Origin of the sequence: Paragemmobacter amnigenus (assembly GCF_009908265.2) — a bacterium.
Lineage (GTDB): Bacteria > Pseudomonadota > Alphaproteobacteria > Rhodobacterales > Rhodobacteraceae > Paragemmobacter > Paragemmobacter amnigenus.
Genome location: NZ_JAAATX020000004.1, coordinates 279,770 through 303,099 on the forward strand (window position 1 = coordinate 279,770; position 23,330 = coordinate 303,099).

General features: G+C 65.6%; 21 protein-coding genes. 6 read left to right on the forward strand and 15 right to left on the reverse strand.

Annotated elements, in window-relative coordinates:
- Genes GU927_RS07395 through GU927_RS07415 form a run of 5 tightly spaced genes read left to right on the forward strand, consistent with a single transcriptional unit; the run spans position 1 to position 4,473 of the window.
- Positions 1–1,329, forward strand: a complete 1,329-nt coding sequence (locus tag GU927_RS07395; protein WP_161761712.1) for a nitrous oxide reductase family maturation protein NosD — start codon at positions 1–3, stop codon at positions 1,327–1,329.
- On the forward strand, positions 1,295–2,191 hold the full coding sequence (locus GU927_RS07400; RefSeq protein WP_217765555.1) for an ABC transporter ATP-binding protein: 897 nt from the start codon (positions 1,295–1,297) through the stop codon (positions 2,189–2,191). Before GU927_RS07395 ends, GU927_RS07400 begins: the two co-directional genes overlap by 35 nt.
- Entirely contained in the window at positions 2,188–3,012 is an 825-nt protein-coding gene (locus GU927_RS07405; RefSeq protein WP_161761713.1) for an ABC transporter permease, read from the forward strand. Before GU927_RS07400 ends, GU927_RS07405 begins: the two co-directional genes overlap by 4 nt.
- Entirely contained in the window at positions 3,009–3,578 is a 570-nt protein-coding gene (locus GU927_RS07410; protein WP_161761714.1) for a nitrous oxide reductase accessory protein NosL, read from the forward strand. Before GU927_RS07405 ends, GU927_RS07410 begins: the two co-directional genes overlap by 4 nt.
- Before the next feature lies 1 nt (position 3,579).
- Complete coding sequence (locus tag GU927_RS07415; protein WP_161761715.1) at positions 3,580–4,473, forward strand: FAD:protein FMN transferase; 894 nt, start codon at positions 3,580–3,582, stop codon at positions 4,471–4,473.
- Between the two features lie 47 nt (positions 4,474–4,520).
- Here GU927_RS07415 and GU927_RS07420 read toward each other — a convergent pair whose 3' ends face one another.
- From GU927_RS07420 to GU927_RS07450, 8 genes are all read right to left on the reverse strand, one after another.
- Entirely contained in the window at positions 4,521–6,320 is a 1,800-nt protein-coding gene (locus tag GU927_RS07420; protein ID WP_161761716.1) for an NAD(P)/FAD-dependent oxidoreductase, read from the reverse strand.
- A gap of 159 nt (positions 6,321–6,479) precedes the next feature.
- Positions 6,480–8,246 (reverse strand): sigma-54-dependent Fis family transcriptional regulator, encoded by a 1,767-nt coding sequence (locus GU927_RS07425; protein WP_161761717.1) that lies wholly within the window; start codon positions 8,244–8,246, stop codon positions 6,480–6,482.
- A gap of 114 nt (positions 8,247–8,360) precedes the next feature.
- On the reverse strand, positions 8,361–8,492 hold the full coding sequence (locus GU927_RS20460; RefSeq protein WP_269770109.1) for a hypothetical protein: 132 nt from the start codon (positions 8,490–8,492) through the stop codon (positions 8,361–8,363).
- A 94-nt stretch (positions 8,493–8,586) separates the two neighbouring features.
- Positions 8,587–9,690 (reverse strand): ABC transporter ATP-binding protein, encoded by a 1,104-nt coding sequence (locus GU927_RS07430; RefSeq protein ID WP_161761718.1) that lies wholly within the window; start codon positions 9,688–9,690, stop codon positions 8,587–8,589.
- Positions 9,691–9,695: 5 nt separating this feature from the next.
- Positions 9,696–10,529, reverse strand: coding sequence for an ABC transporter permease (locus GU927_RS07435; protein ID WP_161761719.1), 834 nt, complete (start codon positions 10,527–10,529; stop codon positions 9,696–9,698).
- Complete coding sequence (locus tag GU927_RS07440; RefSeq protein WP_161761720.1) at positions 10,526–11,386, reverse strand: ABC transporter permease; 861 nt, start codon at positions 11,384–11,386, stop codon at positions 10,526–10,528. Before GU927_RS07440 ends, GU927_RS07435 begins: the two co-directional genes overlap by 4 nt.
- 88 nt (positions 11,387–11,474) lie before the next feature.
- A complete protein-coding gene (locus GU927_RS07445; RefSeq protein WP_161761721.1) occupies positions 11,475–12,605 on the reverse strand; it encodes a polyamine ABC transporter substrate-binding protein in 1,131 nt (376 codons plus the stop codon).
- 118 nt (positions 12,606–12,723) lie between these two features.
- Positions 12,724–13,617 carry a LysR substrate-binding domain-containing protein gene (locus tag GU927_RS07450; protein WP_161761722.1) on the reverse strand — a complete coding sequence of 298 codons (894 nt, stop codon included), beginning with the start codon at positions 13,615–13,617 and terminating at the stop codon, positions 12,724–12,726.
- Between the two features lie 99 nt (positions 13,618–13,716).
- Here GU927_RS07450 and GU927_RS07455 point away from each other — a divergent pair, with 99 nt between their 5' ends.
- The gene (locus tag GU927_RS07455; protein WP_232489146.1) at positions 13,717–14,511 is read left to right on the forward strand and encodes a creatininase; all 795 of its coding nucleotides are present in this window, start codon (positions 13,717–13,719) and stop codon (positions 14,509–14,511) included.
- A 49-nt stretch (positions 14,512–14,560) separates the two neighbouring features.
- On the opposite strand, the gene GU927_RS07460 is transcribed toward GU927_RS07455, so the two are convergent.
- The 7 genes from GU927_RS07460 to GU927_RS07490 all read right to left on the reverse strand — a co-directional run bounded on the left by GU927_RS07460 (position 14,561) and on the right by GU927_RS07490 (position 23,318).
- Positions 14,561–15,775 carry an aminopeptidase P family protein gene (locus tag GU927_RS07460; RefSeq protein ID WP_161761723.1) on the reverse strand — a complete coding sequence of 405 codons (1,215 nt, stop codon included), beginning with the start codon at positions 15,773–15,775 and terminating at the stop codon, positions 14,561–14,563.
- Positions 15,776–15,891: 116 nt separating this feature from the next.
- The gene (locus GU927_RS07465; RefSeq protein ID WP_161761724.1) at positions 15,892–16,590 is read right to left on the reverse strand and encodes an SDR family oxidoreductase; all 699 of its coding nucleotides are present in this window, start codon (positions 16,588–16,590) and stop codon (positions 15,892–15,894) included.
- A gap of 93 nt (positions 16,591–16,683) precedes the next feature.
- Positions 16,684–19,440, reverse strand: coding sequence for a Hint domain-containing protein (locus tag GU927_RS07470; RefSeq protein ID WP_161761725.1), 2,757 nt, complete (start codon positions 19,438–19,440; stop codon positions 16,684–16,686).
- Positions 19,441–19,696: 256 nt separating this feature from the next.
- Positions 19,697–20,482, reverse strand: a complete 786-nt coding sequence (locus GU927_RS07475; RefSeq protein WP_232489147.1) for an SDR family NAD(P)-dependent oxidoreductase — start codon at positions 20,480–20,482, stop codon at positions 19,697–19,699.
- Positions 20,479–21,285 carry an ABC transporter permease gene (locus GU927_RS07480; protein WP_161761726.1) on the reverse strand — a complete coding sequence of 269 codons (807 nt, stop codon included), beginning with the start codon at positions 21,283–21,285 and terminating at the stop codon, positions 20,479–20,481. Before GU927_RS07480 ends, GU927_RS07475 begins: the two co-directional genes overlap by 4 nt.
- Before the next feature lie 7 nt (positions 21,286–21,292).
- The gene (locus tag GU927_RS07485; protein ID WP_161761727.1) at positions 21,293–22,150 is read right to left on the reverse strand and encodes an ABC transporter permease; all 858 of its coding nucleotides are present in this window, start codon (positions 22,148–22,150) and stop codon (positions 21,293–21,295) included.
- 13 nt (positions 22,151–22,163) lie between these two features.
- Complete coding sequence (locus GU927_RS07490; RefSeq protein WP_161761728.1) at positions 22,164–23,318, reverse strand: ABC transporter substrate-binding protein; 1,155 nt, start codon at positions 23,316–23,318, stop codon at positions 22,164–22,166.
- Between the last annotated feature and the right edge of the window lie 12 nt (positions 23,319–23,330).

Consider the following 23,330-nt stretch of genomic DNA (forward strand, 5'->3'; position numbering starts at 1 on the left):
ATGCGCCTCCTTCTGCCCCTCGTGACCGCCCTTCTGGCCCAGCCCCTCTGGGCCGGACAGATCGACGTGCCGCCGGGGGCAGGCACCTTGGCCGCAGCCATCGCCGGATCGTCCCCCGGCGATGTGCTGCGCCTTTCCGACGGGGCCTATCTGGGCCCCGTCACCATCGACCGCCCCCTGACGCTGCAAGGCAGCCCCGCCACCGTCATCGACGGTCAGGGACAGGGCACGGTCGTCACCATCACCGCCGATGACGTCACCGTAACGGGCGTCACCGTCACCGGATCGGGGGGCGCGAACCAGAACCTCGACGCGGGCATCAAGATCGTCAAGGGCGCCGACCGCGCGCGGATCGAAGGCAACCGCCTGACCGGCAACATGCACGGCATCGACGTGCATGGCGGCCACGACGCGCAGGTGCGCGGCAACACGATCGAAGGCCGCCGCGACGCCCGCATGAACCAGCGCGGCAACGGCATCTACATCTGGAACGCCCCCGGCACCGTGGTCGAAGGCAACGATATCCGCTGGGGCCGCGACGGCATCTTCTCCAACGCCTCGCGCAAGGGGACCTACCGCGACAACCTCATGCGCGACCTGCGCTTTGCCGTCCACTACATGTACACCCACGACTCCGAAGTGTCGGGCAACATCTCCATCGGCAACCATCTGGGCTTTGCCATCATGTTCTCGGACCGGGTGGTGATCCGCGACAACCGCTCTCTGAACGACCGCGAACACGGGCTGATGCTGAACTTCGCCAACAGCGCCGATGTCACCGGCAATCTGGTGCGCGGCGGGCAGAAGAAATGCCTCTTCATCTACAACGCCAACAAGAACCTGATCTGGGGCAACCGCTTCGAAGGCTGCGGCATCGGCATCCACTTCACCGCCGGGTCGGAACGCAACGTGCTGACCGGCAACGCCTTCGTCGGCAACCGCGAACAGGTCAAATACGTCGGCACCCGCCATATGGAGTGGAGCCATGAGGGACGCGGCAACTACTGGTCCGACCATCCCGCCTATGACCTGAACGGCGACGGCATCGCCGATGGCGTCTTCCGCCCCAACGACCTGATGGATCACATCCTGTGGTCCCAACCCGCCGCCGCCCTGCTGACCGGCGCACCTGCCGTGCAACTGATCCGCTGGAGCCAGTCCAGCTTTCCCGCAACCCTTCCCGGCGGCGTGGTCGACAGTGCACCGCTGATGGCTCCGACCGACCTGCCCGTCCCCGCTGACATCGCCGCGATGGAAGCCGGAACCCGCGGTCGCTGGGCGCAAGGAACCGAAGATGACACCGATACTGACGATCTCGCATCTCACTAAACGCTTCGACGGGGTGGCGGCGCTGACCGACCTGTCGGTCAGCGTGGCAGCGGGCGAGCGTGTGGCGCTTCTGGGCCATAACGGCGCGGGCAAGTCGACGCTGATGAAGATCATCCTCGGCCTGATCCCCGCAACCGAAGGCAGCGTCACGGTCTGCGGCGCCGCCCCCGGATCGGCCGAGGCGCGCGATCAGGTGGCCTATCTGCCCGAGAACGCGGCCTTCCACCCAGCGCTGACGGGACTGGAACAGATCACCCACTACCTGCGCCTGCGCGGGCAGGACCCCGCAGTTGCGACCGGACTGCTGGACCGCGTGGGGCTCGGCCATGCCGCGCGGCGGCGGATCGGGACCTATTCCAAGGGGATGCGCCAGCGTGTGGGTCTGGCACAGGCGCTGATCGGGCGGCCCCGCCTGATGGTGCTTGATGAACCGACCTCCGGCCTCGACCCCGTGTCGCGGCGCGACTTCTATACGCTGCTCGACGGCATGGCGGCGGACGGTACCGCGATCCTCCTCTCGTCCCACGCCCTGACAGAGGTCGAGGCCCGCACCGACCGCATCCTGATCCTGTCAAAGGGCCGTCTGATGGCGACAGGCAGCATGGCCGACCTGCGCCGCGCCGCCGACCTTCCCGTCCAGATGCACCTGACCGCGATCAACGGCTATGCAACCGACATCGCCGCCGCCCTGCCCGCAGCGATCCGCACGGGCGCGGACCTGCGCCTGACCTGCACCCAAGGCGAAAAGCTGGACCTGCTGGCACGCATCACAGACCTGCGCCCCAAGCTTGCGGATGTCGAGATCGTGCCGCCCAGCCTCGAGGACATCTACACCCATTACAGCAAAAGGGACGGCCAATGATCCGCCGCATCCTCGCCACCGCCCATGTCGAATTCCGCATCGCCCTGCGAAACCGCTGGGTCGCCATCGCCATCGCCCTGATGGTCGTCTTCTCGCTCGTCCTCTCTGCCGCAGGCTCGGCCCCCACGGGTCAGCTGGGCGTGGATGCGCTGTCGGTCACGGTGGCATCCCTCACCTCGCTGTCGGTCTATCTGGTGCCGCTCGTGGCGCTCCTGATGTCCTTCGACGCCGTGGCGGGAGAGGTGGAACGCGGCACCCTTCCGCTACTGCTGACCTATCCCGCAGGACGGGCGGAACTGCTGGCGGGCAAGGGGTTGGCGCATCTGTCCGTGCTGTCGCTCGCGGTCGTGGCAGGCTATGGCGCGGCGGCGGTAGCGGCATTCTGGACCGACCCCGGGGCGGCGGAGGGGCTGCCCGCGCTCTGGCGGCTGACATGGACGTCGGTCCTGCTCGGCGCGACTTTCCTCGGGGCGGGCTATGCACTCTCGGCGCTCTCGCGGCGACCGTCGGGCGCGGCCGGGCTGGCTGTGGGCCTGTGGCTGGGGCTGATCGTGCTTTACGATCTTGGCCTTCTGGCAGCGGTCGTCGCAGACAAGGGCGGCAGTTTCACCGAACATGTCTTTCCGCGCCTCCTGCTGGCCAATCCCGCCGATGCCTTCCGGCTGTTCAACCTTGCCTCCGCGCAGGCCACCGCCGCTGCGGCCGGCGTGGGCGGTGCCGCCGCTACGCTTCCCCTCTGGCAATCGGCGCTGTCGATCTTCCTCTGGCCTGTTGCCGCATTGGCCCTTGCAGTGACCGCCTTCCGTCGGGTGACCCCATGAAAAAGCTTTTCATCCTTTCCCTGCTTCTGCTATCTGCCTGCAAGGAGGAGATGGCGCAATCCACCGATCCGGTCGCGCTGACCGCTGAAACCATCGGCCATTACTGCCAGATGAACCTGACCGAACACCCCGGCCCCAAGGCGCAGGTGCATCTCGAAGGCCTGCCCGGCGCGCCGCTGTTCTTCAGTCAGGTCAGCGACGCCATCGCCTATGCGCGCCTGCCCGAACGCGACCACAAGATCCTTGCCATCTGGGTCAATGACATGGGCGCTCCGGCGGCCACATGGGAAGAGCCGGGGCGCATGAACTGGACCGGCGCGGAAACGGCCCTCTATGTCATCGGATCGTCGCGGACGGGCGGCATGGGGGCGGCGGAACTGGTGCCATTTGCCGACCGCAGCCGCGCCTTGGCCTTTGCCGCAGACTATGGCGGCACGGTGGTGACACTGGATCAGGTCCCCGACGACGCCGTCATCGCACCCCAAGGGGACACCATCGTCGCCGGTGACGACCCCGACTTCGACGCCCGCCTGCGCGCGCTGTCCCATTCCCACGAAGGGGGCTGACATGACCACCCGCCGCCGCTTTCTGCTGATCACCGCCGCGCTGGCCCTGTCCGGACCGGCCCACGCAGCCCGGCCCTTCGTCTGGACCGGCACCGCCATGGGTTCTGCCGCGACGATCCGGCTGACCCACCCCGAGGCCGCCTCCCTGACCGCCCGCGCCGCAGGGGAAATCGACCGGCTGGAGGATATCTTCAGCCTCTACCGCGCCAACTCGACCCTGTCGCGGCTGAACGCCACGGGCCACATCGACGCGCCGCCCTTCGAACTGCTGGAATGCCTGTCCATCGCGGCGGGCATCCATGACGCGACGGAGGGCCTTTTCGATCCCACGGTGCAGCGGCTCTGGCAGATGCAGGCCGAAGCCGCCACCGCCGGCCGCCCCCCGACCGCAGCCGAACGCCGCGCCGCGCTGGCCATTACCGGCTGGCACCGCGTGGCCCGTGATGCCGACCGCGTGACACTGCCGCGGGGCATGGCGCTGACGCTGAACGGCATCGCCCAAGGCTATGTTGCCGACCGCATCGCGCGCCTGTTGCAGGGCGAAGGTCTGACCGACGTCCTGATCGACACCGGCGAGATGCAGGCTCTCGGCCCCCGCCGCTGGCCCGTCCATCTGCCGGACGGGACGCTGCATCCTCTGGCGGCGCAGGCGCTGGCCACATCCGCGCCGCGCGGCACGGTCTTGGACCCGAGGGGACAGGTCGGCCACATCCTCGACCCGCGCACGGGCGACAGCGCGCCTCCGGTCTGGCGCTCCGTCTCGGTGGCAGCCCCCTCTGCCGCCATTGCCGATGCGCTATCCACCGCGGCCTGCCTCATGCCCGACGAAGCCACGATCCGCGCCGCGCTGGCCCGCGTGCCGGACAGCACCCTTATCCAGACGCTGCGCGCCTGACCGGACAGGCCCGGCCTGCCGCGTCGCCACGGCAGGCCGGATTTGCGCTAGCCCAGATGATAGGTCTCGGGCACGCCATAGACCGGCGTGTCGATCCCCTCCATCCGCGCCTTCAGTTGCAGCGACAGGAACTGGCTATAATGGCGCGACTGGTGCAGGTTGCCGCCGTGGAACCACAGCGCCTCTTGCTGCGTGGGTTTCCACATGTTGCGCTGCTCGCCAACCCACGGCCCCGGGTCCTTGGGCGTGTCCGACCCCAGCCCCCAGCACTTGCCCACCTTGTCGGCCACATCCTTGCCGATCAGGTCCGCCGCCCAGCCGTTCATCGACCCGTAGCCCGTGGCATAGACGATCACATCCGCCTCCAGCTTGGTGCCATCCTCCAGCACCACGCCATCCGGCACGATCTCCTTCACGTTGCCATGCGCCAGCTTGATCTTGCCGTCGATGATCAACTGGCTGGCGCCCACATCGATGTAATAGCCCGACCCGCGGCGCAGGTATTTCATGAACAGCCCCGACCCGTCGGCGCCCCAGTCCAGCCAGAACCCTGCTTTTTCAAGTCCGGCATAGAAGTCGGCATCCACCTCCTTCATCTTCTCGTAAAGCGGGATCTGGAAGGTGTGCAGGATCTTGTAGGGCAGCGAGGCGAAGATCAGGTCCGCCTTCTCGGTCGTCATGCCCGACCGCACCGCCTGTTCGGAATAAAGCCCGCCCAGCCCGATATCCATCAGCGTATCCGACCGCACGATGTGCGTCGACGACCGCTGCACCATGGTGACATCGACATCATTTTCCCAAAGCGCCGCGCAGATGTCATGGGCCGAGTTGTTGGACCCGATCACCACCGCCTTCTTGCCCTTGTAGGCATCCGGCCCCGGATGGCGCGACGAATGGTGCTGGTCGCCCTTGAATGTCTCCATCCCCTTGTAGGTCGGCACATTCGCCTTGCCCGACATGCCGGTGGCCAGCACCAGCTGCTTGGGGCGCAGCGTCACCTCCTGCCCGTCGCGCTCGACGACGACCGTCCATTCCTTGGTCTTCTCGTCATACTTGGCCGACTTGCAGGTGGTCTTGGCCCAGTAGTTCAGCTCCATGACCTTGGTGTACATCTCCAGCCAGTCGCCGATTTTGTCCTTCGGCGCAAAGACGGGCCAGTTCTCGGGGAACTTGATATAGGGCAGGTGGTCGTACCAGACGGGGTCATGCAGACACAGCGACTTGTACCGGTTGCGCCAGCTGTCGCCGGGCTTTTCGTTCTTCTCGATGATGATGGCCGGAACGCCCAGTTGCCGCAGCCGCGCGCCCAGCGCGATGCCGCCCTGCCCGCCGCCGATGATCAGGACGTAAGGCTGCCTAGTATAGCCCAGTTCGCGCGCCTCGGCCTCGCGCTCTTCCTTCCAGCTTGGCCGGTGCTTGCCCGCGCCGTGCTTGGCCCCCAGCGGCCGGTTGAAGCCCTTGTGCTCCTCATGCCCCTTCAGCTCCACCATCGTGGTAAGCAGCGTCCAGATTTTCCCGCCGATCAGGCGCACCAGACCATAGCCCCGCGCGACGCCCGTCTCGAACTCGATCCATGCGGTCGTCACGCCGCCATCCTCTGCCGCCGTCTCTCCCTCGGCGATCTTCCATCCCGTGGGTTTGGTCGTGGCAAGCTGCGACTTCAGCATCCCCGAAATTGCATCCTTCCCCTCGCTCGTGTGGATGTTCCAGGTGAAGGTGACAAGGTCGCGCCAATAGCAGTCGTCCTGAAAGCAGGCCAGGGCGGCGGCGATGTCGCCCCGCTCCAGCGCCGCCCCGAACGTGTCGAGCACTCCCTGCACCTCGGCATTCGCGGTGGTGTCGAGCATTTGTTCCTCCCGTTTTTTCGCTCTTGCTGGTGCAAGGGTGCGGCAGCGGGCCGCGCTGTCACGGACCGAATGGCCTGCCGCAGCCGCGCAACACACTTTCCGGCCCATCCTGTTGCACGCGCAACATCGCCCGCAACACAGGCTGCAACGCGCAGCCGTTCAATGCGGCAACAGCCCCTCGCGCCGCGCACGGCGCAGGATCGTCGACCGGTTCACGCCCATCCGCCGCGCCGCCAGCGACATGTTCCCCCCGCAAGCGGAAAGGATGGCCGCCAGCGATTCCGGGGCTCCGGCCTCGGCGGCCAGCGGGGCAGACGGCAGGTCGGGAAGGTCGATCACCGATCCCTCGGCCAGCGCCACCGCGACCTCCAGCGTATTGGCCAGTTCCCGCAGGTTGCCCGGCCAGTGCCGTGCCTTCAACTCGGCCCGCGCAGCCGGAGACAGGCGCAGCGTATCGGGGCGGAGATGGCCGAACTGGCGCATCATGCGATCGGCAAGCCAGTCGAAATCCTGCCGCAGCCGCAAGGGCGGCAGGGTCAGCGTGACTGCCGCCAACCGGAAGAACAGATCGGCGCGGAACGCCCCGCCCCGCACCATGCCCGCAAGGTCAGCCGCACTGGCGGTGATCAGGCGCGGGCGGCGGCGCAGTGGCAGTGCATCGAAGCCCGCGATGATCTGAAGCAGCCGCCCCTGCCCCTCGACGCCCAGATCTTCGGGCGCGTCCAGAAACAACGTGCCACCCGCCGCAGCCTCAGCCAGCACTTCCCAGCCTGCGGCAGGCCCCGCGCAGGGCAAGGTGACGAAGGGACGGCTGCCGCCCTGTGCGGTATGGATCGCCCGCACCAGCCGGTCCTTGCCCGTCCCGACCTCGCCCGCGACCAGCAAGGGAATTGTCGTCGGTGCCAATCGTGCCGCCTCGGCCAGAAGGCGCTGGATCACCGGATCGGCCCCGCCGATGCTCTGGAAGGCCGCAGCCATGCCGGATCGCGCCACGGCGGGCATCCTCTCGGACTGCGGGGCGATGGCATGGCCGAACATCCCCTGCCCGTCGCGCAACTGGATCAGCCGCTCTTCGGTCGGCCGCCCCCGCATCAGGTCGGGCAGGCTGTCCACCGACAGGTCGAAAAAGCGGTCGATCCTTTCGCCCAGAACCGGACCCGCTGCCTGTCGCCGCAGCACCGTCTCGGCCCCATGCGTCATGCCGATGATCCGCCCCGATCCGTCCAGCGCCACCGCCGCATCCGGGTCCACATCCAGAAACTCGGGGCTGGTGGAAAAGCGGAACACCCAGTCGCCGCGGTTCATCGCCATCAGGTTCGCCATCTCCACCCGCCGCACACTCGCCTTCACAAGGTTCAGCGCAAGGCTCTGGCTGATCTTCGGCTGGGGCGACCGCAAGAGCGAGATGTCCAGCACCGCCGCCAGATTGCCGCCCGTGTCGAAGATCGGCGCGGCGGTGCAGGACAGCGGCGTATGGGTCAGGTCGAAATGGTCGCTCTGGTGGATCGTGATTGCCTCCTTGGTCACGATGCACGACCCCACCCCGCAGGTGCCCGCCAGCGTCTCGGACCAGTCCGATCCCAGATACAGCCCCGCGCGGCGCAACTCGTCCTCGAATTTCGGATCGCCGAAATAGTCGACCGTCACGCCCTTGGCATCGGCCAGCAACAGCACGTATTTCTGCCCCGCGATCTGGCGGAACAGCGCCTCCAGCCCGCTGCGCGCGATGGCGATCAGTCGCTCGGACTGCTCGCGGTGTTCGCGCAACTGGGTTTCGGTCACGATATGGGCGGGGCTGGGGCGCGCGGGGTCCAGCCCGTATTCCTCGACACAGCGCCGCCAGCTTTGCGCCACGACCTCGTCCCTGCCGGACGGCGACCCGTTCAGCACCCTGTCGATCTCGTGCACATGGTCGCGGTCGCGCATCCCGTCCTCCCCCGGTTCACGCAGGCCTCAGGCACGGACTTGCAACACCCCGCGCCACGGGGAATGCTGCCCCGTTGCGGGCCACCGCTCAAGTGGAGAATGGTCGTAGACCGCCTAGCCCGTCACACGCAGACCCAGCACCGCCCGAACCCACGCCGCGAACCGCGACGGGGACGCCCGGCGCGCGGGGGCAACGGGCGTGCGGACCCGCCGCATTCCGGCGGCATCGATGAAGATATGCGACATGGCAGACCCTCCTGCGCTGGTGTCCGTCATCAGCGGGGCGAACCGCCCCCCGGCGATGCTTCCAAGCGGCAGCATGCCAAGGGGCGGGCGCATCTCAGACCTCGGCGACAAGGTGGCCGTCGGCGGGCGACCAGTGCGCGTAAAGCCGCTGGCCGATCCCGACCGGCAGGTTCTCCAGCGCCTCGTGACCCATCTGGACACGGATTTCCTGACCGTGGTCGGTCTCCAGATACAGCGTCGCGGTCGCGCCCACGAATTCCTCGCCGATCACCTTGGCCGGAACCACGTTCACCGCATCGGCGGGACGCGCGACCGACAGGCCCATCCGCGTGTCCAGCACCGTCACCGTCGCCGTCGATCCCGGCACGGGACGCGACCGGCGGGCGGTATCGGGCAGGGCCAGCCGCATCCGGCCCGACGGCGCGTCGATCTCCATCGCCCCCTCGCTGACCGAGGCGACCTTGCCGCTGAAGATGTTGGACGATCCAAGGAAATCCGCCACGAACTTCGTGCGTGGCGTGCGATAGATCTCCTGCGGGGTGCCGATCTGCTCGATCACGCCGCGCGACATGATGACCACGCGGTCGGCCATCGAGAACGCCTCGGACTGGCTGTGCGTGACGTAGACGAAGGTGATCCCCGTCTCGCGCTGCAGCGTCTTGAGCACCGCCTGCATCCGCACCTTCAGCGCGGCATCCAGCGCCGAAAGCGGCTCGTCCAGCAGCAGGATTTCCGGCTCCACCACCAGCGACCGCGCCAGCGCCACGCGCTGCCGCTGCCCGCCCGAAAGCTGCGCGATGTTGCGCTCGGCAAATTCCGAGATCTGCATCCGGTCCAGCCACTGCTCGGCGCGCCGCCGCCGCTCGGCCTTGCCCACGCCGCGCATCTTCAGCGCGAACTCGACATTCTCGCGCACGTTCAGGAACGGGAACAGCGCAAGGCTCTGCCACACCATCGGCGTGTCGCGCTGCCAGGTGGGCAGATGGTTGATGGGCTTGCCCGACAGGCGGATCGTCCCTTCGGTCGGTGCCTCCAGACCCGCCAGCATCCGCAGCGTCGTCGTCTTGCCGCAGCCGGACGATCCCATGATCGCAAGGAACTCGCCCTTCTTGATCTCGAAATCCATCCGCTGCACGGCCGTGAAGTTGCCGAACCGCTTGACCACTCCCTCAAAGGAAACCAGCGTATCGCGTTCCATCCGATTTACTCCTGTCCGGCCGCAGCAAGGCGGGCTTTCGCGCCGCGACCCGTCAGCAGAAGCTGGGCAAGGATCACAAGCGTCATGGATGTGACAAAGACAAAGGTGCCGATGGCGTTGATGCGCGGGCTGACCTGCCCCTGAAGGAAGCCCAGCACCTTGACGGGCAGCGTCTCGTTCAGGCCCGACACGAACCACGCCACGGCGAATTCGTCGAAGGACACGGCCATCGTGATGAACAGCGCGCCGAACACGGCGGGCTTGCAGAAGGGCAGGATCACATGCCGCATCGTCTGCCATTCCGACGCGCCAAGGTTCCAGGCGGCGGGTTCCAGCGCGGGGTCCATCTGGTTCAGCCGCAGCCGGATCACCGCCATGGCAAAGGGCGCGCAGACCACGACATGGCTGATGATGACCGACAGCGCATTGCCCGACAGATCGATCCGCGACAGATAGGCCAGCATTGCCAGACCCAGAATGATGACCGGGATCGTCGGCGGCAGCAGCGCCAGCGCCAGATAGACCTGCTTGCCAAAGAACTTGTAGCGATAGTCGGTATAGGCCGCACCGAAGCCCAGCGCGGTCGAGATCACGCCCACGATCACCCCGACGGTCAACGTGTTACGCAGCCCTTCCCAGACCAGCGGGTCGGATGCCACGGCGTGGTACCAGTCCAGCGTGAAATCGCCCAGCGGGATCGACGGGAACCGGTCCGAGTTGAACGAGAAGACGAAGCTCGCCGCGATCGGTGCAAAGACAAAGGCATAGGCCAGCAGGACATAGAGCTTCAGCCCCCAGTCCACGGCGCGGTTGCGGTTGATATGTTCCGATCCGCTCATTTCCCCACCTCTTTCGATGCGCGACCCGCATAGGCAAAGCGGACGGCGACAAAGGCCACGACTAGAAGCGTCGCGATCATGGTCAGCGCGATCACCGCCGCGCGGGGCCATTGCTGGCCGGATTTCGTGGTGTCAGTGATCAGGATGGACAGTGTGGTCGGATCACCACCCCCCAGATAGATCGGGCTGACGAAGTCGCCAAAGCTCAGGATGAAGGCAAACAGCGCCGCGATCACCAGCCCGACGCGGGCCGAGGGGATCACCACCTCGAACACGGTCCGCATCCGCCCGCAGCGCATGTTGTGCGCCGCCTCGATCAGGTTGCGGTCGATGAAGGCAAGGCTGAAAAGTTGCAGCAGCACGACCAGCGGAAAGGCCAGCGTCAGATAGCCCACCAGCGTCGCGCCCTTGGTGTTCAGCATTCCATAAGGCCCAAGCCCGACATAGCCGAGCATGACGTTCACGATCCCCGCATCGGACAGGAAGATCTGCCAGGAATAGACCCGCACCAGATAGCTGGTGAAGAACGGGATCACCATCAGGAACACCGCCCAGCGCCGCGCCGTATCCGACAGTTTGAAGGCGATGGCATAGGCGCAGGGAAAGGCCAGCGCACTGGTCAGCGCGGCTGCTACGGTGGCAAGCGCAAAGGTCGTGCCATAGGCCTGCCAGAACACCCCGCGCGAGAACATGGTCACCCAGTTCACCGTGTCGAAGTCCGGCGTCATGGTGAAGTTCTTCACCGTCCAGAAGCTCAGCGCGACAAGAAAGACCAGCGGGAACACAAAGAACAGAAGCTGCCAGACAAGAAGCGGCAGCGAGAATGTCAGACCGTATAGGGACAGCCGGGATCGCATGGCGCGCTTCTCTGTCTTTGGTGTTGCAAGACGGGGGGCGGCTTTGCGCCGCCCCCCTGCTGTTGCGATGGCAGCTCCGACGCGCATGTCAGGCGCCCTTGTACTCGGACCAGAAGTCGTTCCACGTCTCCAGATCCTGCTGGATCGGCCACTGGCGGTACTGGATGCGGCCCGCACGGATCATGTCCATCGCGTTGCCCGCATCCTTGGTCATACCCTGACGCTTGGCCTCGGCCGGATTTTCGGCCTGCAGCACCTCCCAGCCCTTGGCGTTCGGGATCAGCGCGGGATAGGCCGCCATCTGGGCCGATTTCGCCTGACCCTTGGCCGAGGTGACGTACTGGATCCACTTCTTGGCCAGCTCCGCCTTCTGCGACCCTTTCCCGATCGAGAAGCATTCCGACCACTGCAGACCGCCCTGCTCCGGAATGACCGAGCGCACCTTGGCGCCGTTCTTTTCCAGCGTGCCGGTGATCCAGTCGCCGATGCCCGCAAAGGCCAGCATCTGCCCGTCATTCAGCGACGAGAAGGTGCCGCCATAGTCGAAGAACCCGCCGACCTGCGGACGCAGCGACAGCGTCTTTTCCTTGACCGCCTCCCAGCCCGCCTCGTCGATGTCATAGGCCGAGGCATTGCCGGCCAGCAGGCTCATCTGGCCAAGGTTCGGCAGATGCCAGTCGAAATGGCCCACCTTGCCCGTCAGCTTCGGATCCCAGAAGATGTTGTAGTTTGCCGCTTCCGCCTCGGTCAGGGCGTCGGTGTTGTAGGCCACGCCAAGGAAGCCGAACCGCGCCACGAGCGAGAACAGCTTGCCGTCCTGCCAGTTGCCGGGGAAATTCTGGAATTCGGGGAAATAGTCGGCCAGCGCGTAATCGTTCGGGTCCAGCTCCTCGACATAACCCGCCGCGTTCAGCGCCTGCACATATTCCGCATCCGACAGGATGACGTCAAAGGTGCCCGCCGGCGATTGCGAGATCAGGCCCAGCATGTTGTCGCCGCCGGTATAGTATTTCGGAACGAACTTGACGTTGTTCTCGGCCTCGAACTCGGCAACCATGTCCGGCTCGGCATGGCCGTACCATGCCAGCATCGTCAGCTCGGTCGGCGCGGCAAAGGCGCGGCGCGACAGCATGGGCATCGCCAGTGCGGCGGCGCCGGTGGCAAGAAGGGACCGGCGCGTGACGGCACCGGACACACCGGAAAGGTGGGTCTTGGTCATATCTGTTTGTCCTGTTGGTGAGTGCGGTTCTTATTGCCTTCACGTTAGGCGGGGACCGCTCAAGGACATAATCGGTTATTGAAATTGATCCATTTGCCAACCTTATCGTTGGCGCGGTTCAATTTGGCAGCACGCGGATACCGGCCCCCACGCTTTCGATGCTGGCGACCAGATCGCTCACCAGTTGCAGCCCGGACGCCGTCAGACGCGGATGCTTGTAGAAAAGGCCGATACGCAGCGGATCCAGAACGGGAAAACCCTCTGCCTCGGTCAGTTGCCGCATCCCCGGCAACAGCGTCGCCTGCGTCAGGGCGGTCACGCAAAGGCCGCTCGCGACAGCGTTCTGAAGGCCCGAAATCCCGGGACTGGTATAGACGATCCGCCAGCGCCGTCCCTGCTGTTCCAGCGCCCCGATCATGCGCGCGCGGTAATCGCAGCCCTCCAGATGCGCGCCCAGCGGCACCGGCATGTTCTCGACCGGACGGAACGATTCGGACGCCGCCCAGATCGGCTGCTCCACCCAGGCCCGCGACAGATACGGCATGCGCGGTTGTGGCATGGTGGCGATGATGACGTCCAGCTCCTCGGCCCGCAGCAGCCGGTGCAACTCGCGGCTCAGATCGCAGTAGATTTCCAGTTCCACTTCGGGATGGGAACTCAGAAAGGCGGTCAGCGTGTCCTGCAGGAAGCTCACGGCATAATCCGTGGGCAAGCCGATCCGCAGCACACCGGCAATTGTGGCGCGGTGGAAATAGGCCACCGCCTCGTCATTGATCCGCACCATCTCGCGCGCGTAGGACAGCAGCGCCTCGCCCGCCTGCGTGGGCTGGATGGACCGCCCCTCCTGCGACAGCAGCGGCGCGCGCACCAGCTCCTCCAGCCGCTGTATCTGCAGACTGACCGCAGGCTGGCTGCGCCCCAGCAGGGCGCCTGCCTTGGAATGCCCGCCCAGTTCCACCACCGCGATGAAGGTCCGCAACAGATCGGTCGGCAGGTTGGTGAAAGCCGGCATGGATTTGCGCCCCTGATCCAGTGATTGGGACTATATATTTTCCTTATGCACCTTCCGCCAAGTACTTTCCTCGCAACCGCCAAATCCACGAGGCCTGCGATGAAACACACTCCCGGCTTGAAGCACACCTCCGCTTTCGCCTCCGAACTCACATGGCCCGACTACCACGAGGCGATGAAGGACGGGCGCACGCCCATCCTGATCCCGCTGGGTTCAATGGAACAGCACGGACATCACATGCCGCTGCATGTCGATGTGCTGCTTCCCACCGAATTCGCACGCCGCGTCGCGGTGGACATGGGCGCGCTGGTCGCGCCGCCTTTCACCTATGGCTACAAGTCGCAGCAGAAATGCGGCGGCGGCAACCACATGCCCGGCACCACCAGCCTTGATGGCGCGACCCTGGTCGCCGCACTCAAGGACGTGATCAAGGAATTCGCCCGCCACGGCGCGCGCAAGATCTGCATGGTGAACGGCCATTTCGAAAACTCGTGGTTCATCATCGAAGCCATCGACCTCGCCCTGCGCGAATTGCGCTGGGACGGCATCACGGACATGAAGATCGTGGTCCTGTCCTACTGGGATTTCGTCGACCCCGAGGCGATCACCAAGCTCTATCCCGACGGCTTCCCCGGCTGGGATCTGGAACATGGCGGGGTGCTGGAAACCTCGCTCATGCTGGCGCTCTATCCCGACCTCGTCCAACTCGACCGCGCGCTGGATGTGGCCCCTGCCAGCTTCCCGCCCTATGACGTCTATCCCGTCCGCCCCGAGCTCACCCCCATTTCCGGCACGCTCTCCTCGCCCAAGGAAGCCTCGGTCGAAAAGGGACATATCCTGCTCGAGGTCTGCACCCGCGGCATCCTCTCGGCCCTGCAGACGGAATTCGCCTGATTCAAAGAGATAGCTCCCCGACTCGGGGCCGCCGTGGCGGCCCCTTTTTTTATGCGCCGATGACGTTTTGTTCCGGCCCTCTGGGAAACTGTCCCAGAACCTCGCCGCCGTCCTCGGTGACGATGACGACATCGCATTCGCGATATCCCCCCGCCCCCGGCATCCCCTCGGGGATCATCACCATCGGCTCCATCGACACCACCATGCCCGGCTCCAGCACAGTCTGCACATCCTCGCGCAGTTCGACCCCCGCCTCGCGGCCGTAGTAATGCGACAGCACACCGAAGGAATGGCCATAGCCGAACGAGCGGTACTTCAGCATCCCCCACTCGCGGTACATCCCGTTCAACTCCGCCGCGATGTCACAGCATTTCACACCGGGACGGATCAGCTGCAGCCCGCGCCGGTGCACGGCGATGTTCCTTTCCCATATGTCCAGACTGGCCGCATCGACCCGCCCGCAGAACAGGGTCCGCGCAAGGGCCGAGAAATAGCCGAAGATCATCGGAAAGCAGTTCAGCGACAGGATATCCCCCGCCTGCACCACGCGGTTTGTCACCGGATTATGCGCGCCGTCCGTATTGATCCCTGACTGGAACCACGTCCAACTGTCCATCAGCTCGACCTGCGGGAAACTCGCCGCGATCTCGCGGATCATGGCATTGGTCGCGGCAATCGCGACCTCGTGCTCGCCCACGCCCGCGCGGATGGCGGCCACGCCCGCCAAGGCGCCGGTATCCGCAATCCGCGCGCCCTCGCGGATCAGGGCCTGCTCCTCCGCCGATTTCACCGTCCTCAGCCACATCGAGGGCAGCGCCGCATCGACAAACTCCACACCGGGCAGCGCGTGTTCCAGCTTGCGGCGGAAATCCATCGACACCGTGTCGAACTCGATCCCAAGCCGCCGCACGCCCGCCGTCAACTGCCGCACCGCGCGATAGAAATTGTCCCGCCGCCAGTCGGTATAGGTGACATTCCCGCCGACGCCCCGCCGCCAAGGCTGACCGCCATCTATGCCGGCCGAGATCGTCGTGACGTTGTCCTGCGTCAGCACCATCCCGTAGCGCCGTCCGAACTGGCAGAAAAGCCAGCCCGACAGATGGGCAATCCCGTGATACGAGGTGAAGAGGACCGCATCCACCCCCTGCGCGGCCATCCATTCGCGCATCGCGCGATGCCTGCGATCCATCTCGGCACCCGAGAACGGGGAAAAGACCTTGTCGCCGTTATGCCATTCCATAACGTGCAGCATGTCGTCGGTCATGCCCTGCCTCCCCGCCGGAAATCGCCGTCCGCCGAAGATGTTAGCGACCGCCCGATGGGCGCAGAAATTTGTTCCGCCAATGGGTGTATTAGCAGCGCGCGGCCTCTGGCAGGCGCTCAGACGTGACGCGTGATCCCGCCATCCACCCGCAGGCTCTGCCCCGTGACATAGGAGGAATCGTCTGTCAGCAGGAAAGCCGCCGCCTTGGCCTGCTCTTCCACCCGCGCGATGCGTTTCAGCGCGGGCAGATCGGCGAACTTGCCGACATCCAGACTGTCGGTGAACCCCGGCATCAGGCAGTTCATCCTGATATTCCTTGGCCCATAGCGGTCGGCATAAAGCTTGGTGAAGGACGACACCCCCGCGCGATACACGCACGAGGCCGGGAACCACGGCGACGGCTCGAAGGCGGCATAGGTGGTGACATTGACGATCGACCCGCCGCCCTGCGCCTCCATGATCGGGGTGACAAGGCGCGCCATACGGACCACCGACTTGACGATCATGTCATTGGCAAGATCCCAGTTCTCGTCCGTGATCTCCAGCAACTCGCCCTTGGGCGGATGGCCCGTGTGGTTCAACACCGCGTCTATCCGTCCCCATGTCGCCATGGCCAGATCGACGATCCCCTTCAGATCGTCCCCACTCTGCGCCACCCCGCGCCACGCCACGCCGCCAAGGTCCGCCGCCAGCCTTTCGCAATTCTCCGAAGGCGACATCAGCGCGACCGCATAGCCCCGCCCCGCCATCTCGCGCGCCACGGCGGCGCCGATCCCGCGCCCGGCACCCGTAACCACACAGACCTTCTTCGCCATCCGCCTCTCCTGTCCTCCTGCGCGCGACCTGCTGCCGCGACCCGCCCCGCACCTTGACGCGAAGCACCCCGCGCTTCCAGTCCGGAACCGCGCTCAGGCCGCCAGCAGTGCCCGCGCCTCGTGCGACTTCAGCGTCAACCGCGCCGCATCGAAGGCCGTCCGCGACGTGGCAAGCGCGGGAAAGATCTGCAGGATCTCTTCGGCCTGCGTCCGGTCCATCGCGTCGACCATCGGCCGTGCCGGCTGGAAACTTTCGCTCCACGCGCCATCGGCGCAGACGATCTCGTGCCCGTCGAACAGGATATGGACATAGGTGACACCATCCGGACAGACCCTGTCGACCCCGTCCAGCCCCGTCAGATGCGTTGCGGCAACCAGCACCTCGGGCTCTCCGAAAAGCAGCTCCGCCCGCAGCCCCTGCAGCAGCATCCGGTGTTGCGGCGACACCGTCATATCCCGCGCAGGCACCCCGTTGCCCAGCGCACCGGCCCTGATGCGAACCGGACAAAGCCCGTCCCGCGCGGAAAGGAGCGCCGCCCGCTCCAGCCTGCGCCGCCCCGTCCAGAGCAGCCGGCAGAACCCGTTGTCGCGCGTCAGAACCGCATCCCCCGCCCGCAGATCCTCGACCGCCACCTCACCCCGCCGCGTCGTGATCCGCGTCCCCGGCGTAAAACAGGGCACCACGGTCTCGACATTCTGGAACTGCATCGTCCCGATCACCGCGCCGGTCTGGTTCAGGAACTGCACCAAGCCGTTGCGCCGATCGACCGCGTCATAGACCACATTGGTATTGCGCCAGCCCCAGGCCGACAGGTCCAGCGTATCGTTGCCGTCGCCCCCGTCGACCACGTCGCCATCGTTGCCACCGACCAGCGTATCCGCCCCCGCGCCGCCGATGATCGTATCGGCGCCTTCGCCGCCCTCCAGACGGTCATTACCCTCGTCCCCGGACAAAAGGTCATCGCCTGCCCCGCCGACAAGGCTGTCCTGCCCCGCCCCGCCATAAAGCCGGTCATCCCCGCCGCGCCCGTCCAGTGAATCATCACCGGCCCCGCCCGACAGCGTATTTCCCGCTCCATCCCCGAACAGCCGGTCATCCTGCGCGGACCCCGCAAGCGCCTCGATCCCGGCAAGACTGTCGCCCGCCGCATCGCCCGCCGATCCGGACCCCGCCGCAAGATCAACCGTCACACCCGAGGCAGACCCCGAATAATCGGCGACATCGACCCCTGCTCCACCGGTCAGCTGGTCACTGCCCTCTCCACCCGCCAGCGTGTCGTTTCCGTCCCCGCCCTCCAGCAGGTCATTGCCCGCCCCGCCCGACAGCAGGTCGTCGCCCCCCGCTTCGGCAGCAACTGGCAAAGGCTGGGTGTTGACGAAATACTCGTAGAAAAATCCGGCACTCGACGTGTTGTTCGACCCCGAGGCAAGGATCCCCACCGAGGTATAGGGGACATTGATCGTCAGCGTCCCGATGGTCGACGGGTTGGATCCCGTGCCTGCGATGCGGACGATCTGACCCGATCCGTTGATCCCGTAGACGCCGCCACCGTTGAAACTGACCCTGCCGTCGGCCACCGCCGTCGCCAGATTGACCGTGACACCGTCGATCTGGATCGTCGCCGCCTCGTTCGAATCCAGCCCGTTGAACCGCACCTGTCCCCCCGCCAGCCGCGATGAGGCCATGTGCGTGTGCAGTTCGTTCGAATCCCCGTTGCCGATCCGGAACCCGCTCACGCCGCTGTTGCTGCCGGTGGTCAGGTTGCTCTCGTTCGACCACGTCCGAACCGTGAATTCCGGTCGGCCCGAGGTTCCGGCTATCTCCTGCGTGGCAAGGGTGACTTCCGTATAGACCGGCGCATAGGTGGCCCCCGCCGCTCCGGCCCCGCCGACCAGCGTGTCGTCGCCATCGCCGCCCGACAGGCTGTCATTTCCCGATCCGCCATCGACCGAGTCGTTCCCCGCCCCGCCCGACAGCGTGTCAGCCCCGTATCCGCCGAAAACCGCATCACGGCCGGCGTCGCCAAAGACGATGTCATTGCCCAGACCCGCATTGACCGTGTCATCCCCCGAACCGGCGCGGATGTAATCGTCATGTCCCGTCGTTCCGGCAAGGCCCGTGGCATCCTCGCCATCCACCCTGTCCCCGTCCGGATCGCCCGTGAACGCGGCACCGATGACGTCATTGCCCGACGTGCCGTCGACGATCCCGTCTCCGACAAAACTGCTGCCTCCCTCGAAGCCCAGCCCGTAGACACCTGCGGGATCGTTGGTGTCGAAATCGTTGGTCGCATAGGTCGACAGCATGGCCGGATCGCCCGACCCTTCCAGCAGGGTCTGGGTCGTGCCGTCATAGAAACCGGTCGTGGCATGGCCGGCATAGCCATTGGTGAAACCTATGTTTTCATAGATGTATTCGACCGTGAAGTCGCCACTGCCGGTCGAGGTCAGAACAACCTGAAAGCTGTTCTGCCCCGTCCCCGTATAGGGCGCCACGTTCAGCCATGTGATCGTGATCCTGCCATTGACGGGATCGAGATCCCAGTAGATGTCGCCCCCCTTGCTGATGTCGATATCGGTCCAGAACGGGGCCAGCGACGGCTGTCCCAGCGAGGTCAGCGATGACGGCGTATAGGTCGTGACACCCGAACCAAAGGTGATCAGACCGTTGGAGCTGATGAAAAGGCTGGTATATCCGGTCCCGCCGACCGTCATGCCGCCCGACCCGAAGATCGAGGTCACGTTGACGTTGACGAACCCGTCATCAAGATTGCCCGAAACGGTCGCGGTCTTGAAGGATTGCTCCCCATAGCCCGCGCTTCCGCCAAGCCCTGAGATCATCGTCGCCATTCGGACGCACCCGCCTGCACAAAACCTGCCTCTCGGCCCGTTTCGCGCTGCGGCGGGTCCGGACCTGTTTCAAGTCCGTATTAATCTTTCTTAATTGCGCGGAAATTTGGGCGCCACCGCGCCACCTTCTTGTCACGCGGCGCCACGCACGACCGCGTCACGGGCCGAAGCGGTGGCTCCGGCAGCCGCCTGCGGGGACGTCTCCCCGCGATTCCGAGTCAAAGGCTGGCTGACCGTCCCCCTGCGGTGCACCCCGTCACAGCACCTCGCCCCCGTCGATCACCAAGGCCAGACCGGTGACAAAGGACGACCGGTCCGATGCCAGAAACACGATCCCGTCGGCGATCTCTTCGGGACTGGCCCAGCGCCCCATGGGGATCGTGTCGCGCACATAGGACTCCAGCCGCTCGCGCCCGCCCATCTGCCGCTCGAACCCCGCGTTGAAGGGCGTGTCGACAAATCCGGGACACAGCGCGTTGAACCGGATGTTCTCGCGCGCGTAATCCGCAGCCATCTGCCGCACCATCGCCACGGCGGCGTGTTTGGTCGTCGCATAGCTGATCATGCCGCGATCATACTGGCAGCCGGAATTGGACGCCGTGACGATGACGGACCCCCCGCCCTGTGACCGCATCGCGGGCAAGACGGCCTGCGCCAGCACGAAATGCGATCGCACATTCAGTTGCCATGACAGATCCATCTGCGCGGCCGTCACCTCCTCCAGCCGCCCCGCGATCTGCACACCCGCATGGGAATGCAGCACGTCGATCCGGCCATGACGCGCGCGCACCTCGTCGACAAGCGTGCGGGCCGCGGCATCGTCACGCACATCCAGCGGGCGGTGCTCTGCCCGCCCGCCCTGATCCGTGATGGCGCCGGCCGTCGCTTCGGCCAGCCCCGCGTCAAGATCGGTCACGACCACCAGCGCCCCCTCGCCCGCCATGGCAATCGCACCCGCCCGCCCGATCCCCGACCCTGCGCCGGTCACAAGGACGACGCGTCCTTCAAGGCAGCCGTTCATCGCCCTGCCCTCCCCCTTCATGTCCTGTTGTTCCCGCCGGCCCGCCGCAACATCACCTGCGCCACCACCAGCAGCAGCAGCGATGCCCCCATCACCATCGTCCCTATGGCGTTGATCTCCGGCGTCACGCCGCGCCGTATGGACGAGAAGATGTAGATGGGCAGCGTCGTCTCCGACCCCGCCACGAAAAACGCGATGATGAAATCGTCGAAGCTGAAGGTGAAGGACAGCAGGAACCCCGCAAGGATCGCAGGCGACAGCAATGGCAGCGTGACTTGCCAGAAGGTCGCGACCGGCCCGGCCCCCAGATCGCCCGACGCCTCGATCAGCGTGCGGTCCAGCGCCTCGATCCGCGCCCGCACGATCACGATCACCAGCGACATGGTGAACAGCACATGCGCCGCCGTCAGACTGCCAAATCCCATCGACAGCCGGTATCCCGTCAACGGCTCCAGCCACGGATTGACGCCGTCGAACACCGTCACCAGCGCGATCAGCGTGGCAATCCCGATCACGATCCCGGGGATCATGATGGCGACATAGACCATCGCGTCGAACAGCGCCCGCAACCGCCCCTTCATCCCCGCCAGCGCCAGTGCCGCCATCGTCCCGAAAACCGACGCCAGCACCGCCGAAGTGAAGGCAACCGTGGCCGAGGTCTTGAGCGCGTCGATGACAAACGGGTTCGACAGCGCCTTGCCGTACCATTGCAGCGAAAAGCCCTGCATCTGGCTGGCCGACCGTCCGGCCGAAAAGCTGAACAGGGCGATGATCCCGATGGGCAGGTACAGGAACAGGTAGACGGAAAGGGCGTAGATCCGCATCGCCCCCTCACATCAGCCCGACATCGTCGCGCGCCGCGCCGATGCGTTTGAGAAACCGCATATAGACCGTAACCACCACCAGCATCGTCGCCACCAGCGTCACGGCCATCGCCGATCCGAAGGCCCAGTTGCGCGATTGCAGGAACAGGTCCACCAGCGCGTTGCCGACGAAGAAGACCTTTCCACCGCCCAGCATCTGCGGGATCAGATACTCGCCCATCAGCAGGATGAAGACCAGCATCGACCCCGTCGCCACCCCGGGCAACGACAGCGGCAGCGTCACCTGCACGAACCGCCGCCACGGGGGCGCGCCAAGGTCCGATGCCGCCTCCAGCAGCCGCTTGTCCAGCTTTTCAAGGCTCACATAGATCGGAAAGACCATCAGCGGCAGATAGCCGTAGATGATCCCCACCAGCACCGCAAAGGGCGTGTTGATCAACCGCCAGTCCCCAAGCCCCAGATCGGCCAGCAACTGCGGGATGCCCCGCCCGCCCAGCAGATAGATCCACGCATAGGACCGGATCAGGATCGACGTCCAGAACGGCACGATCACCAGCACCAGCAGCACCGTGCGCCATTTCGGATCGACCCGCACCGCAAGGTAATAGGCCAGCGGATAGGCGATCAGCAGGGCCGCCAGCGTGCCCGCAGGCGCAAGGACCAGCGTGTTCTGGAAAGCCGTCCAGCGGCTTCCCAGATTGGCATATTGCGCCAGCGTGAAGGCGGGGGCATAGCCCCCCGCCGCCGCACGCTCGCCAAAGGAATAGACCAGCACAACAGCCAGCGGCAGCACGAGCAGCGCCGCATACCACAGCCCCGCAGGGCCCAGCAGCAGATAACGCGCACCTTGCCGCGACATGGCCATCCCGCCGATCTCCTCAGGCCGACTTGAACCGCGCCATCACCTCGGCACGGTTGGGATCGGTCAGCGTCACCGCAGCCCCGAATTCCTGCGCGTTCAGCAGCTCTGCCGCCGGATAGAGGATCGGATCCGACAGCACCTCGGGCGGCAACAGCGCATTGACGCGCGCATCCGCCACGGGGAAGCCATGCGCGGCCGCCTCCCTTGCGTTCACCGCCGGATCGATCAGATAGTTGATCAGCGCATAGGCCGCATCGCGATGGGGCGCGTTCTTCGGAATGGCGTAGTAATCCGACCAGATTTCCCCGCCATCCTTGCCCACCGCGAACAGGATTTCGGGAATGTCGCGGTTCATCTGCTTGCCTTCGCCGGTCCAGCACATGGTCAGCCACGCATCCCCGTTCCGCATTGCCGGCTGATAGTCGGACGAGATGGCAAAAAGATGCGGCTTGATCTCGATCAGCAGCTTCTCGGCATCCGCCAGTTCCGCCGGATCGACAGAATTGAAGGAATAGCCAAAGTATTTCAGGGCATTGCCGATCGTGGTCAGCTGATAGTCATGGACCATCGTCCGGCCCGAGAAATCGGTCCGCGTGACATCGAAGAATTCCTTCCAGCTGGTGAAGGGCGCCTTGGCCTTGCTGCTGTCCCACGCCATCCCCGTGGTGCCCCAGTTCTTCGGCACGGCGTAAAGCTTGCCATCCACCGTGCCCGCATCGGCAAAGCGCGCCTCGAACGAGGCCGCATCGTAATTGGGCAGCTTGGACAGGTCCAAGGGCTCGATCAGATCGGCCTCGACATAGGTCGTGATGGTGTAGTTCGTCGGAACGAACACGTCCCAACCCGACCCGCCCGCCTGCAGCTTGGCCAGCATCTCCTCGTTCGACCCGAAGACATTGACCTGCACCGCCGCTCCCGTCTCGGCGGCAAAGGCGTCGAAATTCGCCGGATCGTGGTAGTTGGGCCATGTCGCCAGCACGACCTGATCGCCGATCCCCTGTGCAAAGGCGCGGCGGGGCGACAGCAGGGGCAGGCCCCCGCCCATAACCGCCATCGCCGTCCCCAGCCCCGTCACGCCAAGGAAATGGCGTCGCGTGACCGAACCTTTCCGGTATCGCAGCAACTCTTCGATGAACTTCTGCCGAGTGATCGGAGCCTTGTCGTCTTGCATGGGTCCATTCCC

Coding starts and splice junctions, on each gene's coding strand:
- GU927_RS07395 (WP_161761712.1), top strand. CDS start 1: ATGCGCCTCCTTCTGCCCCTCGTGACCGCCCTTCTGGCCCAGCCCCTC.
- GU927_RS07400 (WP_217765555.1), top strand. CDS start 1,295: ATGACACCGATACTGACGATCTCGCATCTCACTAAACGCTTCGACGGG.
- GU927_RS07405 (WP_161761713.1), top strand. CDS start 2,188: ATGATCCGCCGCATCCTCGCCACCGCCCATGTCGAATTCCGCATCGCC.
- GU927_RS07410 (WP_161761714.1), top strand. CDS start 3,009: ATGAAAAAGCTTTTCATCCTTTCCCTGCTTCTGCTATCTGCCTGCAAG.
- GU927_RS07415 (WP_161761715.1), top strand. CDS start 3,580: ATGACCACCCGCCGCCGCTTTCTGCTGATCACCGCCGCGCTGGCCCTG.
- GU927_RS07420 (WP_161761716.1), bottom strand. CDS start 6,320: ATGCTCGACACCACCGCGAATGCCGAGGTGCAGGGAGTGCTCGACACG.
- GU927_RS07425 (WP_161761717.1), bottom strand. CDS start 8,246: ATGCGCGACCGCGACCATGTGCACGAGATCGACAGGGTGCTGAACGGG.
- GU927_RS20460 (WP_269770109.1), bottom strand. CDS start 8,492: ATGTCGCATATCTTCATCGATGCCGCCGGAATGCGGCGGGTCCGCACG.
- GU927_RS07430 (WP_161761718.1), bottom strand. CDS start 9,690: ATGGAACGCGATACGCTGGTTTCCTTTGAGGGAGTGGTCAAGCGGTTC.
- GU927_RS07435 (WP_161761719.1), bottom strand. CDS start 10,529: ATGAGCGGATCGGAACATATCAACCGCAACCGCGCCGTGGACTGGGGG.
- GU927_RS07440 (WP_161761720.1), bottom strand. CDS start 11,386: ATGCGATCCCGGCTGTCCCTATACGGTCTGACATTCTCGCTGCCGCTT.
- GU927_RS07445 (WP_161761721.1), bottom strand. CDS start 12,605: ATGACCAAGACCCACCTTTCCGGTGTGTCCGGTGCCGTCACGCGCCGG.
- GU927_RS07450 (WP_161761722.1), bottom strand. CDS start 13,617: ATGCCGGCTTTCACCAACCTGCCGACCGATCTGTTGCGGACCTTCATC.
- GU927_RS07455 (WP_232489146.1), top strand. CDS start 13,717: ATGAAACACACTCCCGGCTTGAAGCACACCTCCGCTTTCGCCTCCGAA.
- GU927_RS07460 (WP_161761723.1), bottom strand. CDS start 15,775: ATGACCGACGACATGCTGCACGTTATGGAATGGCATAACGGCGACAAG.
- GU927_RS07465 (WP_161761724.1), bottom strand. CDS start 16,590: ATGGCGAAGAAGGTCTGTGTGGTTACGGGTGCCGGGCGCGGGATCGGC.
- GU927_RS07470 (WP_161761725.1), bottom strand. CDS start 19,440: ATGGCGACGATGATCTCAGGGCTTGGCGGAAGCGCGGGCTATGGGGAG.
- GU927_RS07475 (WP_232489147.1), bottom strand. CDS start 20,482: ATGAAGGGGGAGGGCAGGGCGATGAACGGCTGCCTTGAAGGACGCGTC.
- GU927_RS07480 (WP_161761726.1), bottom strand. CDS start 21,285: ATGCGGATCTACGCCCTTTCCGTCTACCTGTTCCTGTACCTGCCCATC.
- GU927_RS07485 (WP_161761727.1), bottom strand. CDS start 22,150: ATGGCCATGTCGCGGCAAGGTGCGCGTTATCTGCTGCTGGGCCCTGCG.
- GU927_RS07490 (WP_161761728.1), bottom strand. CDS start 23,318: ATGCAAGACGACAAGGCTCCGATCACTCGGCAGAAGTTCATCGAAGAG.